General features: G+C 48.8%; 17 protein-coding genes. 14 read left to right on the top strand and 3 right to left on the bottom strand.

Going from position 1 to position 16449, the window contains the following annotated elements:
* The first annotated feature begins 2 nt into the window (after positions 1-2).
* The 5 genes from AC2JC8_RS00345 (at position 3) to AC2JC8_RS00325 (ending at position 5127) form a co-directional block, all read left to right on the top strand.
* Positions 3-1820 carry a proline--tRNA ligase gene (locus AC2JC8_RS00345; protein ID WP_484400068.1) on the top strand — a complete coding sequence of 606 codons (1818 nt, stop codon included), beginning with the start codon at positions 3-5 and terminating at the stop codon, positions 1818-1820.
* Positions 1817-2248, top strand: a complete 432-nt coding sequence (locus AC2JC8_RS00340; RefSeq protein ID WP_484594018.1) for a hypothetical protein — start codon at positions 1817-1819, stop codon at positions 2246-2248. The genes AC2JC8_RS00345 and AC2JC8_RS00340 overlap by 4 nt, the downstream gene beginning before the upstream one ends.
* A gap of 35 nt (positions 2249-2283) precedes the next feature.
* On the top strand, positions 2284-2715 hold the full coding sequence (psb27, locus tag AC2JC8_RS00335) for a photosystem II protein Psb27 (protein WP_484400065.1): 432 nt from the start codon (positions 2284-2286) through the stop codon (positions 2713-2715).
* Between the two features lie 100 nt (positions 2716-2815).
* Positions 2816-4129, top strand: coding sequence for an adenylosuccinate synthase (locus AC2JC8_RS00330; RefSeq protein WP_484400064.1), 1314 nt, complete (start codon positions 2816-2818; stop codon positions 4127-4129).
* Entirely contained in the window at positions 4126-5127 is a 1002-nt protein-coding gene (locus AC2JC8_RS00325) for an adenosine kinase (RefSeq protein WP_484400063.1), read from the top strand. The genes AC2JC8_RS00330 and AC2JC8_RS00325 overlap by 4 nt, the downstream gene beginning before the upstream one ends.
* A gap of 21 nt (positions 5128-5148) precedes the next feature.
* On the opposite strand, the gene AC2JC8_RS00320 is transcribed toward AC2JC8_RS00325, so the two are convergent.
* Positions 5149-5931, bottom strand: coding sequence for a precorrin-6A/cobalt-precorrin-6A reductase (locus AC2JC8_RS00320; protein WP_484400062.1), 783 nt, complete (start codon positions 5929-5931; stop codon positions 5149-5151).
* A 15-nt stretch (positions 5932-5946) separates the two neighbouring features.
* Here AC2JC8_RS00320 and AC2JC8_RS00315 point away from each other — a divergent pair, with 15 nt between their 5' ends.
* The gene (locus tag AC2JC8_RS00315; protein ID WP_484400060.1) at positions 5947-6420 is read left to right on the top strand and encodes a single-stranded DNA-binding protein; all 474 of its coding nucleotides are present in this window, start codon (positions 5947-5949) and stop codon (positions 6418-6420) included.
* 22 nt (positions 6421-6442) lie between these two features.
* Here the strand turns inward: AC2JC8_RS00315 and AC2JC8_RS00310 are convergent, their stop codons facing one another.
* On the bottom strand, positions 6443-6637 hold the full coding sequence (locus AC2JC8_RS00310; protein WP_255132622.1) for a hypothetical protein: 195 nt from the start codon (positions 6635-6637) through the stop codon (positions 6443-6445).
* Positions 6638-6687: 50 nt separating this feature from the next.
* Between AC2JC8_RS00310 and AC2JC8_RS00305 the strand changes: the two genes are divergently transcribed.
* Genes AC2JC8_RS00305 through AC2JC8_RS00295 form a run of 3 tightly spaced genes read left to right on the top strand, consistent with a single transcriptional unit; the run spans position 6688 to position 9109 of the window.
* Positions 6688-7230, top strand: a complete 543-nt coding sequence (locus AC2JC8_RS00305) for a DUF2854 domain-containing protein (protein WP_484400059.1) — start codon at positions 6688-6690, stop codon at positions 7228-7230.
* Positions 7221-8108, top strand: a complete 888-nt coding sequence (gene argB, locus AC2JC8_RS00300) for an acetylglutamate kinase (RefSeq protein WP_484400058.1) — start codon at positions 7221-7223, stop codon at positions 8106-8108. The genes AC2JC8_RS00305 and argB overlap by 10 nt, the downstream gene beginning before the upstream one ends.
* A gap of 5 nt (positions 8109-8113) precedes the next feature.
* Positions 8114-9109, top strand: a complete 996-nt coding sequence (locus AC2JC8_RS00295; RefSeq protein ID WP_484400057.1) for a DUF3153 domain-containing protein — start codon at positions 8114-8116, stop codon at positions 9107-9109.
* On the opposite strand, the gene priA is transcribed toward AC2JC8_RS00295, so the two are convergent.
* On the bottom strand, positions 9081-11348 hold the full coding sequence (gene priA / locus AC2JC8_RS00290; RefSeq protein WP_484400055.1) for a replication restart helicase PriA: 2268 nt from the start codon (positions 11346-11348) through the stop codon (positions 9081-9083). The two genes, AC2JC8_RS00295 and priA, sit on opposite strands and share 29 nt — an antisense overlap.
* Before the next feature lie 309 nt (positions 11349-11657).
* On the opposite strand from priA, the gene rpoD reads away from it, so the two are divergent.
* The 5 genes from rpoD to AC2JC8_RS00265 form a co-directional block, all read left to right on the top strand.
* Positions 11658-13283 carry an RNA polymerase sigma factor RpoD gene (gene rpoD, locus AC2JC8_RS00285; protein WP_484400054.1) on the top strand — a complete coding sequence of 542 codons (1626 nt, stop codon included), beginning with the start codon at positions 11658-11660 and terminating at the stop codon, positions 13281-13283.
* Positions 13284-13293: 10 nt separating this feature from the next.
* Positions 13294-13674 (top strand): DUF1824 family protein, encoded by a 381-nt coding sequence (locus AC2JC8_RS00280; protein ID WP_484400053.1) that lies wholly within the window; start codon positions 13294-13296, stop codon positions 13672-13674.
* A 76-nt stretch (positions 13675-13750) separates the two neighbouring features.
* Complete coding sequence (hemC, locus tag AC2JC8_RS00275) at positions 13751-14704, top strand: hydroxymethylbilane synthase (RefSeq protein ID WP_484594017.1); 954 nt, start codon at positions 13751-13753, stop codon at positions 14702-14704.
* Positions 14685-15032 carry a hypothetical protein gene (locus AC2JC8_RS00270; protein ID WP_484594016.1) on the top strand — a complete coding sequence of 116 codons (348 nt, stop codon included), beginning with the start codon at positions 14685-14687 and terminating at the stop codon, positions 15030-15032. The genes hemC and AC2JC8_RS00270 overlap by 20 nt, the downstream gene beginning before the upstream one ends.
* A partial coding sequence (locus tag AC2JC8_RS00265) for a chloride channel protein (protein WP_484594015.1) occupies positions 15029-16449 on the top strand: 1421 nt, incomplete at its 3' end. The genes AC2JC8_RS00270 and AC2JC8_RS00265, both read left to right, overlap by 4 nt.

Here is a 16449-nt window from a genome sequence, read left to right as displayed (position 1 = left end):
CCATGCGCGTCTCCCGTTTGCTTTTGGTGACGTTGCGGGACGATCCAGCTGAAGCTGAAATTCCCTCCCATCGCCTTTTGGTAAGGGCTGGTTACATCCGTCGGGTGGCATCAGGCATATATGCATATCTGCCTTTGATGTGGAGGGTATTGCGCAAGATCTCAGCGATTGTTCGAGAGGAGATGGATTCCACCGGAGCGCTAGAAACCCTGCTGCCGCAACTTCAACCGGCTGAACTTTGGCAACGCAGCGGCCGCTGGACTGGTTATACAGATGGTGAAGGAATCATGTTCAACTTGCGTGATCGCCAAGATCGCGCCCTGGGGCTCGGCCCAACCCACGAAGAGGTTGTAACCACATTGGCGGCAGATCTATTGCGTTCATACCGTCAATTACCTGCCACTCTCTATCAAATCCAAACCAAATTTCGAGATGAAATTCGTCCTCGCTTTGGCTTGATGCGCAGCCGCGAATTCATCATGAAAGATGCCTATTCATTTCATGCCAGTAGCGGTGATCTTGATAGCACTTATGCAGTTATGGAAGCCGCATACAAACGCATTTTTGCAAGATGCGGAGTGCAGTCGCTCGCAGTGGAAGCAGATAGCGGTGCCATCGGCGGTTCAGCTAGTAAGGAATTCATGGTTTCCGCTGCTGCAGGGGAAGATCTGATCTTGATGAGCCCCGACAACAGCTATGCCGCTAATCAAGAAAAAGCCCAATCGCTTGCACCAGAAGCTGAGCTTCTGCCTGAAGCTGAATGTCGATTTCTTGATACTCCCGGGCAAACCAGTATTGAAAGCATCTGTTCCAGCAATGGGTTTGAACCAAACCAAACCGTGAAAGTGTTGTTGCTAGTGGCCCGTTTTAGCAGCGGACATTTGCAACCATTACTACTAAGCCTGCGGGGTGATCAACAATTAAATGATGTGAAATTAAGTAATTTACTCACAAGGGCCCATGCAACTAAGTGGGGTAGCTTGTTGCAAATCAATCCACTAGATATTGCATCTCTTGCTGATGCCAGTTTAATTCCCTTTGGTTATGTGGGTCCTCAGTTGTCAGATAATGTGCTGATTGGCAGTAAATTAGATGGCTCATCCTTAGCACCAAATTTTCTGCGCTACGCCGATAAAAGTGCTGCTGAGTTAGTGAGGTTTGTTTGTGGTGCCAATCGTTTAGATCAACATTTGGTGGGGGCGGAATGGAATTCGAGCACCATGCCACTACCAGAGGTGCATGATTTGCGTTCAGCTCAGGCTGGCGACCGTTGCTTGCATGATCCAAGCCAAATTTTGCAGGCCACTCGGGGCATTGAGGTGGGGCATATTTTTCAATTGGGTCGTAAATATTCCGAAGCACTTGAGGCCCGATTCACTAATGAACAGGGGCAGGAAGAAGCTTTATGGATGGGTTGTTACGGCATCGGGGTGTCGCGATTGGCCCAAGCGGCTGTTGAACAACATCACGACGGCGCTGGAATCATCTGGCCTGTGCCAATTGCACCCTTTGAGTTGGTGCTTGTTATTGCCAGTGCCCAAGATTCGCAACAGGTGCAATTGGCCGAAAACCTCTACGAACAATTCCTTAAAGCAGGAGTTGATGTGTTGTTGGATGATCGCAATGAAAGGGCGGGTGTGAAATTTAAGGATGCAGAACTATTGGGGATTCCCTGGCGAATGGTGATTGGCAGAGGGGCCTCAACTGGTGCGGTGGAGTTGGTGGAGCGCTGCAGTGGCAACAAGCAGGAAGGGGAGGCCCAATCTTTAGTGAGCTGGCTGCTGGAGCGTTTGATTGCTCAACGGGCTGGATCTGTATGAAGCTATTTTCGCTAGCCGGGATAGTTTCAATGTTGGTTTGTATTTCTTCTTGCCAGCAGCAATTTGCAGGGCAGAAAGTGGCTCAGCTTGGCAGCCGAGAGGTGTGGCTTGGTAACAACAAAACACAAACCAAGTTCAGCTCAAGCCGTAGTTTTTGGCAGTTGCCGCTTCGTATTAGTAATCCCGGTGGCGAACAGATCAGCCTGGAGGTTCAATTGGAATGCGATGCCGCTCAGCCCAGCAGCGGGCTTATCAGTTTAATAAATCTGCGTCGCCAAGACCCCCTGCTAGGCCTTGATCGGCGTGATTCTTCTTTGGAGCGCAGCTGGTCGGGTGTTGAAGGGCCATTGCCTCCGGTTTGGTTGCGGCAGCTTTCTCAAAGCCATTGCGGAGTTGCAAAAATGCCCCCTCGCTGGCGCAGCATTTAAAGTAGTGCAATAACCGGGGAACGATGTTGATCAAAATGCTGCAAACACTCCTCAATCCGTTCTACAAGCAATTCACCAAACAATTGCTTGCCTTGCTGCTGATTACTAGCTTGGTTTTTGGCCTCAGTGCTTGTGGTGAATCCGCCTCGGGTCTCACCGGTTCCTATGCAGATGACACTGTCGCAGTAGCTGAAGCTCTATTAACTACTATCTCCACCCCTGCTGAAGGTCCTGAAAGGGCTAATCAGCAAAAGGAAGCAAGATCTTTAATCAACAGTTATGTGGCTCTTTATCGCCCAAATAGTTCAGTGAACGGCTTGGCTTCTTTCACAACGATGCAAACAGCCTTGAATTCCCTCGCCGGCCACTACGCAAGTTATGCCAATAGACCTTTACCAGAAGCATTGGTAAAGCGGATTGATAAAGAATTACATCAAGCAGAAATCAGTGTTACCAGGGGTTCTTAAGCAATTTGCCCATTGCCCCCATTATTTTCTTTGACTCATGGCACCTTGATCTGAGAAGCTTTCGGATTGTTCAGAGAAGCGGCCCCGTGCCGCCCGTGCATTGGCAAACGTAGTAGTTATAGGGGCACAGTGGGGAGATGAAGGCAAAGGGAAAATTACCGATTTGCTTAGCCGTTCCGCCGATGTGGTGGTGCGTTATCAAGGGGGCGTAAATGCTGGTCACACGATTGTTGTAGACGGAAAGGTGCTCAAATTGCACCTAATTCCATCAGGAATTCTTTACCCAAACACCATGTGCCTTATTGGCGCTGGCACTGTTGTGGATCCAAAGGTGTTGCTTGGGGAGCTCGAGATGCTCGCCGGCAATGGCATTGATGCCAGTGGTTTAAAGCTGGCTTCTACAGCCCACGTAACCATGCCTTACCACCGCCTGCTGGATAAGGCGATTGAAGTGCAAAGGGGTAATGGACGTATTGGTACAACCGGACGCGGCATCGGCCCCACGTATTCAGATAAAGCTGAACGCAACGGCATTCGGGTTATTGATCTGCTCGATGAGGCCCATCTGCGTGAACGCCTAGAAGTGCCGATCAAAACTAAAAATTTGCTATTGGAGCGGATTCACGGCATTGAACCTTTAGATGCAAATGAAGTAATTGCGGAGTATGCAGCCTATGGCCGTAGGTTGGCGCCCCACGTGGTGGATTGCATTCGTAGCATCCACGGAGCGGCAAAGGCCCGTAAAAATATTTTGTTTGAAGGGGCCCAAGGAACCCTGCTCGATTTAGATCACGGCACTTATCCCTACGTAACTTCCTCAAACCCGGTGGCCGGTGGCGCTTGCATTGGTGCTGGAGTGGGTCCAACACTGATCGATCGTGTAATTGGCGTCGCCAAGGCCTACACCACCAGGGTGGGTGAAGGGCCTTTCCCTACCGAATTAGAAGGAAGCTTGTCTGATCACCTTTGCGATCGCGGTGGGGAATACGGCACCACCACTGGCCGCCGCCGCCGCTGTGGCTGGTTTGATGGTGTGATCGGTAGGTATGCGGTGGAGGTTAATGGAATCGATTGTTTAGCGATTACCAAGTTGGATGTGCTCGATGAGCTTGATCAAATTCAGGTTTGTGTTGCTTATGAACTGGATGGAGAGCGAATTATGCATTTCCCCAGCAGTTCTGGTGATTTTGCTCGCTGTCAGCCAATTTATGAAACCTTGCCTGGTTGGCAAACATCAACGGCTGATTGTCGCCGTTTAGATGAGTTGCCCCCCACAGCTATGGCTTATCTGCGTTTTCTAGCTGAATTAATGGAGGTGCCAATCGCCATCGTTTCGCTTGGAGCAAGCCGCGATCAAACCATCGTTGTGGAAGACCCCATCCACGGTCCTAAACGAGCACTATTAAGCGCATGACATCCCCTCGTTTTGATGTGGTTGCCATCGGTAATGCAATCGTTGATGTTTTATCCCAGACCAGCGAGCAATTTCTTATTGAACAAGGCCTGAAGAAAGGCACCATGGCCCTTCTCAATCAAGTCGAGGCGGAAGAGCTTTACAAATCCATGGGCTCAGGGATTGAAAGCTCCGGAGGTTCTGCTGCAAACACAATCGCAGCCGTTGCTCAATTGGGAGGTAGGGCAGGTTTTATTGGCCGGGTTCGCAACGATCAGTTGGGGGAAATATTTGCGCATGATTTAAGGGCCACCGGCGCCAGTTTTGATACCCCTGCCGCTGAAGTTGGTGCTGCCACTGCGCGCTGCATGATTTTTGTAACCCCTGATGCGCAACGCACCATGGGTACATTTTTAGGGGCTTCGATTGCTCTAGATCCAAATGATTTAGATCTTTCGATGGTGCGGCAAACCAGAGTGTTGTATTTAGAAGGATATTTGTGGGATGCCGAAGCAGCAAAAAAAGCATTTTTAGCTGCTGCAGCTGAAGTGAAAGCCCATGGAGGAGAAGTTGCTCTTAGTCTTTCAGATCCTTTCTGTGTTGATCGCCATAGAACAAGTTTCCAAGAGCTTGTGGAGGGTCATGTTGATATTTTGTTTGCTAATGAAGATGAAATTAAAAGCCTTTATTTAACTGATTCATTTGAACAAGCCACTGATTTGGTGAGAGGTCATTGCAAACTTGCCTGCCTAACCCGAAGCTCCCAAGGTTCTTTGGTGCTAGCAGGAGATGCCACCCTTGTGATTCCTGCTTACCAATTGGGAGATTTACTTGATACCACTGGTGCTGGCGATTGCTATGCCGCTGGCTTCCTTTATGGCTACAGCCAAGGCTGGGATCCAAAACGTTGCGGCCATGCTGGTTCGATTTGTGCTGCCCAGATTGTTACCCAAATGGGCCCTCGATCGCAGGTTGATCTAAAGGATTTAATTGAATATCATCTCGCTTCTTTTAAATAATTATAATCCTGCAAATTTTAACTATTTTAAATTCACTGACCCTATTTGTTGTAGTAATTCCTTTGCCGCAAGCCCAACGCCTGGGGGGCGGGAGAGCAAAAACAATTGCAGATTTAAGGCATCACAAAGTTCATGCCAATGGGCTTCATTGTTCCCCCCCGATTGCCGGGTGAGCACCACATCGCAACCCCATTGACGACATAGGGCTGCTTCCACTGACCATTTGCTTTGGTGGGGCCTGAGGCAAGCGATTTTTTCAGCTGATAAGCCAAGCTTGAGGGCAGTTTTCAATGCTTCAGGGCTTGGCAATAGGCGCACGCAGTGATCGCTAGCTCTGCTGTGCTGCAATGCTTTGCTCAATTCCCTGGCCCCAAGGGCTAGGAGTAATACCTTCCCCTCCAAAGCTTCATTGTTTAGGGCGGCAAGATTTGGCAGAAGCTTGGCCTTTCCTGGAGCCAGCTCTGGCCGCCAGTAGTGCAGCATTGGCTGTTGCAAATCAGCGCAGACTTGATCTAAATCGCGATGGATTTGGCGAGCAAAAGGGTGGGTGGCATCTATTACCCAGCGGCAAGGCCAAGAACTTATGGCAGCCTTCAATTTTCCCCCGGCACCTAATGCCCCGATCTTTATTTCAAGGCGCGGATGGCTCGGATAAACCCTTGCTGCAGCTTCTGAAACCACACTCACCCTCAAATGCCACCCCTTTTCCAGCAGGCTGGTGGCGAGAAACGGCCCTTCGCCGGTACCACTTAGTAGCCAGAGCCGCTGGTGGTTGGTACCTAATTGGGGGAGAATAAAAGCCACGGTTGCGTTTTTGTTGTGAATCAATGCCTGCTGGAAGTGGAAGTGCTGGAAGCTCCAAAAATCAGATACACCCAAGACAACCAAACTCCGATCGCTGAAATGTCAGTGCGGCTTGAGGGATTACGACCTGAAGACCCCGCTGGTGAACTGAAAGTGGTGGGTTTTGGCAGCTTGGCCCAAGATCTGCAGAATCGCGTAGTGGTTGGTCAACGCTTAGTTGTAGAGGGTCGCTTGCGGATGAATACGGTGGCCCGCCCTGATGGAGTGAAAGAGAAAAAAGTGGAATTCACACTTTCTCGGTTGCATCCTTTGGGGGCGTCTTCTGTTTCATCTGCAGTTTCACCCTCCCCAGTTGCAGCCATACCTGCTGCTCCTATTCCTGTATCGGCACCAGCCAAGGTAACTACACCAGCTGCGCGCCCATCAGATGCACCAAGTTGGAATACTGGCCCGCTAGTTGATCTTCCAGAAGACGAAATTCCTTTTTAAGCCAAGCCTGAGGCTTAAAAAATTAATTTGGCTTTGATTTTTCAGATGCCAGCTCCAATAGCTGACCCAGTTCCCTCTCTAGGGCCGCTAAATCCAGGCGCAATTCAGGCCACTTGCCGGCATCGAGTTCTCTTAGCAACCAACTGCGATCCTGCTCAAGGACCTGGATCAGTTCTGTAGCACCATTGCATTCATTAGCCATATCAATACTGCTCATTTTTTAAATAAACTCCCGCACTTTGTAGGGCTTTGAGAGAGGATAGCGAAATGCAAGGTCTTTTCTCACCTGGTTCAGTTCTAACCGTATTGGGTTCGGTTCTCACGGTTATTGGTTCTGTGGCGTACGCCACAGACGCCCCCAATTTGAGTTTGCCAACGATTTTTTACGGCATTCCAATTTTTCTTGGGGGCCTCGCTCTTAAATCATCAGAACTGCCCCCTGTGCGCCGGATTACACCTGCGGCTCAATGCAAGGAACTGAGGGAATCCAGCGCCACCGAGGGCCAACTGAAGTTGCTTAAGGATGTTGTGCGTTGGCGTTACGGCCAAAAAGCCCATTTGGAAAGTTCCCTAGAAGCCCTCAAGCTTTGGGATGACGACAACCCACCCCAGATTGAAACCATTGAGGAATACAGCTATGAAGGTCGTTACGCCTTGCGGCTACGAGTTAGTTTGAACTCAGTGCCTAGGGAGCGCTGGCAGGCCTTAGAAGGAAGGCTTGGCAGATTTTTTGGGCCTGGCCTGGAGGCGCGTTTGGAGGATGAGGGACCCGGGGCCTTAAGTATCTGTTTCATTCAGCCATGCCAATAGATCCGCAGATTTCCAGCCACGATGCCCTGCGGGTGGAGGTGCTGAGTGAAGCACTGCCTTTTATTCAACGTTTCAGTGGCCGCAGGGTAGTTATTAAATACGGCGGTGCCGCGATGGTGGAACAACACCTTCGTGAGGCGGTTTTTCGTGATATCGCGCTTCTAGCAAGTGTTGGCGTGCGCCCCGTAGTAGTTCATGGGGGCGGGCCAGAGATAAATCAATGGTTAAAACGCTTAGAAATTGAAGCAGTGTTTCAAGAGGGTTTGCGTGTTACGGATCCCGCCACAATGGATGTGGTGGAGATGGTTTTGGTGGGCAGGGTTAATAAGCAGATAGTTAATGGTTTAAACCAAGTTGGCGGAAAGGCTGTGGGTTTAAGCGGCGCTGATGGCGACCTCGTAAGGGCACGAACTCATGGTGATGGTTCCCTTGGTTTGGTGGGTGATGTGGCGAGGGTGGATCCTGCTGTGATTATTCCCCTTTTAGATTTGGGATACATCCCTGTAATTTCTAGCGTTGCTCCAAATTGCGAAGGTCAGTCTTACAACATCAATGCAGATACAGTTGCCGGCGAATTAGCAGCCGCTCTTGATGCTGAAAAACTCATACTTCTCACCGATACCCAAGGTATTTTGCGAGATCGCAATGATCAAGGTTCTTTAATACGCCATAGCAGTTTGGCCGAAGCGAGAGAACTTATTTCCACTGGGGTAGTTGCTGGTGGGATGGTGCCAAAAACTGAATGCTGCATTCGCGCTTTAGCGCAGGGGGTTAGAGCTGCTCACATCGTTGATGGACGTGTACCCCATGCCCTTTTACTTGAAATTTTTACTAAAGAAGGAATTGGCACGATGGTGGTAGGCAGCAGTATGGGTTAAGGCAAATGCACCCTGAAGCGCGCACTGCCCTTGCTTGCGGCGAATATCGCAAAGTGGTTGATTTGCTGTTGCCACTGAAAGCGCAATTGCCTGCATCTTGCAATGAAGGAAGCGAATTAAGGCTCTGGCTCGCCACCGCTTATCAAGGTTTAAACGATCAAGCAAGTGCAGTTGCCTGTTGCCGCGAGGTGTTTTTAATGGGTGGGAGTGAACAACGCCGCCAGGCCCAAGCTGTATTGGCAATCATTGAAGCTCCGGTATTGCAGCGTCCGAAGGAATGGTGCATTGAATTACCCAGCCTCGGTGATAGCCCGCCCCTTGAAGGATTAGCTAAAGGGGTTAATAAGCCAAATAAAAAGCCTGTTTGTAAAACAGAGTCTCCCCCTGCACCACCTGTGGGTCGCACCAGAGCGCCACTCGGGTTTGCCTTGGTTGCTGGTCTCTTTCTAGTTTTCATTACATTTTTATTGTCTGGTTGCGTGAGGGTTGATGGCACTATTGAATTTCACGGACCTGGCAGGCTTCAGTTTCAGCAGCAGTGGGAGCGCCAACACTCCAGCCGCAGCAGTGTTATCAGGCTGCAGGAATTGGGGCCTCAAATTGAAGCTGAGCTGAAGAGCTTTGAAGAGCGTTATGGCATCGCTGTGCAAGCACCAAAATTGCAGTGGCAAGAACGCAACTGGTTAATTGGGGCGCAACAACAGCTCAATTTGGAATGGGATCTAAATGATTTAGATCCAGTGGCTGGTTTGTCTTTACATCTACATCTAAAACCCTTGGCCCTCAAAGCTGTTCAGTTGGCAGTGCCGCTTGCGGTGCAACAAGAAAACTCAACAACGTTGGATTGGCAGCTGTTGCCAGGTGAACTAAATAGCTTTGCTTATTCTTGCTGGCGTTGGAGTGGTTTGGGTCTAGGGGCGATATTAATTTCCTTGTTGTTGGCGCTGAGCTTGCTACTGCAAAATTTGAGCTCTAAAGCTCCATTGGGTCGGGATCAATAGCTAGATGAACTCCTTTTGGTAATAATCGTCTAAGGATTTGTTCAGATGGCAGCGGGATTGGGCTGGCGGGAGGGCCTTGCAGTAAAAGTTGCCAGCGGCTTAAGCCAGCTACTCGGGCCCGTGGAGCAGGGGCCGGGCCAATCGCAAGCCAATCAGCTTCCCTTAGCAGATTGGCTACATGGTTCAGCAAAGTAGCGGCGGCACTGGCGGTGAGGCTGGCCTGCGGGCCGGCAAATCTGAGCAAACAGGCCCGGCTGTAGGGCGCGAGGCGAGCTATTCGCCTAACGGCCGCTTCCTCTTCTAAAAATTCAGCGTAACTGCCTGCAATCAAGTGTTGGATTACACGATGATCTGGGTCGTAGGTTTGGACCAAAACCTCTCCAGGTTGTTCGCCTCTGCCGGCCCGCCCTGCCAATTGCAGTAGTAGTTGCAAGCTTTGTTCTGCGGCCCTTAGATCGGGGCGATGCAGTAATCCATCGGCTGCTAACACTGCCGCCAAGGTCACTTTGGGTAAGTCCATTCCCTTTGCCAGCATTTGAGTACCAACTAGAACGTCTGCTTCCCCAGCGGCAAAACGCTCCAAAAGTTGCTTATGTCCATCACGACCTCTGGTGCTGTCTCTGTCAAAACGTAAAAGACGTATTCCCTCAAGTTCAAGCTCAAGCTGCTCCAGCACTTTTTGGGTGCCAGCCCCAAATGGCTTAAAAGCGGTGGAACCGCATTGTCCGCAATTAGTAGCTATTTCGTCTCTGTGGTCGCACCAATGACAACGCAGCCAGCTGTGGCCATCGGAATTGCGATGCACTGTTAAAGAAACATCGCAATGGGGGCACGTAACTGCTTGCCCGCAACTCCGACAGCTTAAAAAAGTGCTGTAGCCGCGTCTTGGTACCAGAACTACCGCCTGTTGTTTACGTTTAGCCAATCCACTGAGTCGCTCCAGAAGAGGCCTACTTAAAAGCTGTCGATTGCCATCTGCAAGTTCCTGCCGCATATCCACAACTCGCACTGGAGGTAGTGGCCTTGCTGCAATGCGTTGAGGTAAGCGCAGTAAGCCAATGCTGTTATTTGGCTTTTGGCAGGCGAGCCAGGTTTCAAGGCATGGGGTGGCACTACCTAAAAGGATCTTGCAACCCTCCTGCTGCTGCCTTAAGCGAGCCACATCACGGGTGTGATAACAGGGCATTGGCGCTTCTTGTTTATAGGAACTGTCGTGTTCCTCATCAAGCACGATCAAGCCAAGTTTTGGTAATGGCAAAAATATTGCTGAGCGGGTTCCCACCACTACGCAAGGACTACCCGAACGGCAATAACGCCAGGTGGCCAAACGCTCTCCTTCGCTTAATGCTGAGTGATAAGGAACTACAGCATTACCAAATCGCCTTTGGCAGCGTTCCAGTAATTGGGGGATTAAACCAATTTCTGGCGTAAGCATTAACACGCTCCTGCCGACTTCCAGTTCAGGAATGCAACAACGCAGATAGATCTCAGTTTTACCGGAACCGGTTACTCCCCAAAGCAGCCATTCTTTTTGCTCGCGCTGATCCTGGAAGAGCTGCAGCACATTGGCTTGATCTGGATTGAGATTTGGCGGAATTTCAAGGTTTCTTGCCGGACTAGAAGGCCAGCCCTGGGGCGGTTTTGTTTGATTGCTTAATTCAACTAATGCCTTTGCCTCAAGCAGTTTCAGTAGCGAACGGCTGTACCCATTGAGAACAAGCTCTTGAACCGGCTTGGGCCCTTGTTGCCGCAAGAGTTCGAGCAAAAGTTGCTGCTTTGCAGTTAGTGCCGTTGAAGGTTTAGAAGTTGAAGTTTTAGAAGTTGAAGTGGCAAGGTTTAGAAAACTATGTTCATGCTTTGGAATCGCCCTGGCTACAAGTTGCTTACGACCCAAACCAGCAGCCTGTTGTTTCTTGCCTAACCAGCCATTGGGTAAGGCGGTTTTAAGCACCTGAAAAGGGGCTGTATGGCATTGATTAGCCACTGCAATAAGTAACTTCTGCCATTTTTCGTTTATTGCCGCAGGTTCGAGTCGCTCCAGTACAGGTTCAAGGCTGATGCCCTCGGGAATTGCCGCATTTGTTTCATTTACTAACCCATTGTGAAGTTTTCCACGTAATTTCACCCTTACCAAATCACCAACTTCCAAGACCATGCCAGAGCCATTGCTGTAGCTGAGAAGTAAGCCTTCTCTACCCGCTTCCACCCACACACTTACAGCCGTTAAATTCCCGCCCACTAGGTATTTGCCGTTTTTAAAACCCCAACCTCTTATCCAAACCCACTTATTGATTACTTGCCGATCTTCTGATCTTTTCTTAAGATAATTTTGTTGGGCTGTTCAGCAGCTCCTGGAGCACAGCGGAGCTTCAGCCAGCGGGTAGACCTTGGGAAGCTTGCTTCGGGTCTGCGATCACCCCTGACAACCCTGCTAAACCCTTTCGCCAGTTAAGTATGGCGGAATTTCTGTAGAAATTTATTGCCTTGGTCTGATCATTCAGGTTGAGGCATGCATTTGTTTGCATCCCCTGTTTGCATTTTTGTTCGCATGACTGCTACTGCCGTTTCTGAATCCTTGGCCCCTTTGGAGCTGGAAATTCCCGCAGTTGCGGAAATTATGCCTAAGGCTGAAAAGCTTGTAAAAAAAGTTGCTGTTAAGGCAAAAACCTCAGAAAAAACCACCACAGTTAAGGCTGCTGCAAAGCCAAAAGTTGCTGCCAAAACAAAGGTTGCTGCAAAAACAACAGTAGAAACTGCGGCAAAAGCAAAGGCTGTAGCAAAGCCCAAACTTGAAACTGTTGCAAAACCAAAAGCTGCGACAAAGCCAAAGGCAGAAACTGCTACTAAGCCAAAGGCTGTTACAAAACCCAAAGCTGCGACAAAGCCAAAGGCAGAAACTGCCGCAAAGCCAAAAGCTGTTGCAAAGCCAAAAGCAGAATCTGCTACTAAGCCAGCCACAAAAAATACCAAAACTACCCTAAAAACAACAACTAAAACAGCTCCAAAAACCACTACAAAAACTTCAGTTAAACCATCTTCGAAAAAAATAGCCACCAGCTCTGTAAAGACTGCCTCTAAAAGCGCGTCAAAAGCTTTATCTGATAATGAACCCACCATCGAAGTGAGCGCCGAAGAGTTACAGGAGATGGCCAATGCGCTTTCATCAGATTCAAAAGAAATTAAGGGCTCTGCAAAGGCCGCAAGTATTAAAATCGGACCTAAAGGAGTTTATACAGAGGATTCAATAAGGGTTTATCTACAAGAGATAGGCCGCATCCGCTTACTCCGAGCAGACGAAGAAATTGAATTGGCGCGTAAAATTGCAGATTTACTACAACTAGAGGAATTAGCTAACCAATTCGAAGAGGATAATGGTCATTATCCTGACAATAAAGAATGGGCAGCATTAGTTGAAATGCCTTTGATTAAATTCCGCCGTCGTTTAATGCTTGGCAGGCGGGCAAAGGAAAAAATGGTGCAATCTAATCTCCGATTAGTTGTATCTATTGCTAAAAAATATATGAATCGTGGTTTATCTTTTCAAGATCTAATCCAGGAAGGCAGTCTTGGTTTGATTAGAGCAGCTGAAAAGTTTGACCACGAAAAAGGTTATAAATTCTCCACATACGCCACTTGGTGGATTCGTCAAGCAATCACTAGGGCTATCGCTGATCAAAGCCGTACAATTCGCTTGCCAGTTCATCTATACGAAACAATCTCACGGATTAAGAAAACAACAAAAATACTTAGCCAGGAATTTGGCCGTAAGCCCACTGAAGAAGAGATCGCCGAATCAATGGAAATGACCATTGAGAAGTTGCGATTTATTGCTAAATCAGCTCAGCTTCCGATCTCTTTGGAAACCCCAATTGGAAAGGAGGAAGATTCACGACTTGGTGATTTTATCGAAGCTGATATCGAAAATCCTGATCAAGATGTTGCAAAGAACTTACTTAGGGAAGATCTTGAGGGTGTACTTGCAACTCTTAGCCCTAGAGAACGCGATGTATTGCGTTTGCGCTACGGCCTAGATGATGGCAGGATGAAAACACTAGAAGAAATAGGACAAATATTTGATGTAACACGTGAACGCATTCGCCAAATAGAGGCAAAAGCTTTACGTAAATTGCGCCATCCCAACCGTAATGGCATATTAAAAGAGTATATTAAATAACATTATTATTGTGATTTTAGAAGATCTCAGGGGCTTGCGATCCGCTCCAATTTTATCCCAGCAAGAAAAGCAACAACTTGCAACTGATTTAAAGCAGCGCATCGCGGCGTGCGATTGGTTCACCATTGGAGTAATGGCGCCCACTGCAAATGATGCACTTATTAGTTTGCGTCAAATGGAGGCATTTTGGAATTGGCTTCCGCTCCAATTCCAGGATTCGAGCCCATTGCCCCAGGGGCCAGTTTTCCTTAAAGGTAATCAACGCACCGGAAAGTTGATGCTGCGTTTTGAAGAAGGCCTGGGTGAGGGTTTGTTAATCAGTGGCCAAGCCCCTTCCAACCCCGCGGCAGAAGATACCTGGGGGCCTTTACCCCTTGATTTCTTCAAGTAGCTCGAATGTTTTATTGTCTACTAAGTAGGCTTTTCAATAGTTTCAACTAACCACCGCACAGTTAACCAGCGCACAAATGACCACAACCATCCTAAGAATCGCTTCCCGCCGCAGTCAGCTTGCGATGGTGCAAACCGAATGGGTGCGAGATCAGTTGCTCCTAGCCCATCCAGGCCTAGAGATCAGCATTGAAGCGATGGCAACTCAAGGCGATAAAATATTAGATGTTGCACTAGCTAAAATTGGTGATAAGGGCCTTTTCACAAAAGAATTAGAGGCTCAAATGTTAGTTAATCAAGCAGATATTGCCGTCCATAGTCTTAAGGATTTACCAACTAACTTACCCGATGGCTTGATGCTTGGTTGTGTAACTGAACGGGAAGATCCTGCAGATGCTTTGGTAGTTCATGCACGCCATCAGGATAAAAACCTCGCTAGCTTGCCAGCAGGTGCAGTGGTAGGAACTAGTTCATTAAGACGTTTAGCCCAATTAAAATATCACTATCCTCACCTTCTTTTTAAAGACGTAAGAGGTAATGTGATTACACGTTTGGAAAAGTTAGATTCTGGTGATTATGACTGTCTAATATTGGCTGCCGCCGGTTTAGGGCGTTTGGGTCTTAGTAATCGCATTCATGAACTTATCGATCCAAATATTTCGCTTCATGCAGTCGGTCAGGGCGCTCTAGGGATCGAATGTCGCGTTGCAGATCCAGACGTATTGACACTAATCAAAGTGCTTGAGCATCGTTCAACCGCGTTGCGCTGTTTAGCCGAACGCTCATTTCTACGCAACCTTGAAGGGGGCTGCCAGGTTCCAATTGGAGTGAATTCAAGTTTTGAAAACGGTAATCTGCATCTCACCGGCATGGTGGCCAGCCTTGATGGATTGCGCTTGATTCGCGATCAGGCAAGTGGGCCTGAATCTGATCCTGAATCAATAGGAATTGCCTTAGCTGAAAAATTACGTAGCCAGGGTGCTGGAGAGATACTCCAGGAGATATTTGCGAATGTTAGATCCCAAAGCTGAAGCTACTGCGGCTCCATTCCAATGGGGGTTATTAGCGTGGGCGGCTTTAGTTGGTTTATCAACTGGTTTTGCAATTGTTGGTTTTCATTATTTACTTGGCTTTATAAATAATTTAATTTATGGCCCTTTTGTTGCTTTTGTAATCGATGCGGTTGGCCCGCACCCGGTGTTGCCTGAGCTGTTGCCTCCCCCACCACCGGCGGCTACCTCCACTCCATTGCAATCCTTGTTGCAAATTGGCCTTGGCGGTTTGGGAGTTTTATCTCCTCCAGTGGCGCTGCCTCCGGAACCTGTATTGCCCCGATACCAATGCCACCAGCTTGGTTGAGCAGTTGGCCGGTGGTGTTAGGGCCACTGCTTGGGGGCGTATTAGTTGGATTATTAAGGCTAATCACAAAAGATCTCGGCCCTAGTTTGCCCAGTTTGATGGCGATGGCTGATGGCCGCATGCAGGCAGAGCCACGCTTGCCTTTTGCACGATTGCTGGGTGCCTCTATCAGTCTTGGCAGTGGAGCTTCCCTTGGGCCAGAGGGTCCGAGTGTTGAAGGTGGCGGCAATATCGGTTTATGGCTTGGCAAGCGGGCCGGCTTACCCCCTGATTCCCTCAAAGCGCTTGTGGGTGCAGGAGTTGCCGCTGGTTTAGCTGCAGGTTTTCGGGCGCCTATTGCAGGGGTGTTTTTGGCTTATGAAGGCGCCTACAGCACAATCCCAGGCAGGCCCAGTTTGCGGGCAGTGCTCGTAGCAGCAGTTTGTTCTACTTTAGTTACGCAATTGGGTCTTGGTGATACGCCGATTTTGCGATTGCCTGCCTACGAAGTTAGATCCCCATTAGAACTACCTTTATATTTAGGCTTGGGCTTATTAGCTAGTTTTGTGTCTTTGGGTTTGGTGCGTTTATTAGCGCTTGGTCGTAGTGAATTTGTGCAAGTTCAGTTAGGGAAAATGCCCCCTTGGTTATTAACTGGTGCGGGCGGTTTAGCCGTTGGTTTATTAGCGCTTGGCTTTCCACAGGTGTTAGGGGTTGGTTACGACACAATTGAATCTCTTTTAGGTTCTGGCGGTGGCATTAGTTTGCTCACTTTGCTTGGCTTATTATTAGTTAAATTACTAGCTTCCGCTATTAGTAATGCCACCGGATTTATAGGGGGTGGATTTGCACCATCCTTATTTTTAGGAGCAGTACTTGGAAATTTTTATGGGCAACTTCTCGGAGATGGGGGATTTGGTTTACCTGTAGCAGAAGCGCCTGCTTATGCCATGGTTGGTATGGCAGCTGTACTAGCCGGGGCGGCGCGAGCACCGTTAACGGCGTTGCTGTTGTTATTTGAGCTAACCCGCGATATCAGGATTGTTTTGCCACTGATGGCAGCAACTGGTTTGAGCGCATTGCTGGTGGAGCGTTGGCAGGGTTTGGCTGATCCAGGTTTACTGGGCCCTGATCCCGCGGAAGAGCAACGCAGAACTCAATTGCAACAATTACCTGTATTGGATGCATTAGAGCAAGAGGCGCCATTGGTTCTTCCAGCAGATCTTGCACCTGCAACCGCTTTAGGAATGTTGCTTGATGCCCGTGGCCACTGTCTACTTGTGGAGCAATCAGGTTGGGTAAAGGGTTTGATTACACTGGCTGATTTGCAACAGGTACTCAACTCAAATCGCAGTATTTCGTTTCTATCTGATTGTTTACGGAGCGAATTAGTATGGTTGCCAACATCTGCAGATTTAAGTCGTTTAGAAGATCAATT

It is taken from the genome of Synechococcus sp. (assembly GCF_982614295.1).
The sequence above is the reverse complement of the archived record's forward strand: the minus strand, read 5'-3'. Positions and strand labels throughout refer to the sequence as shown.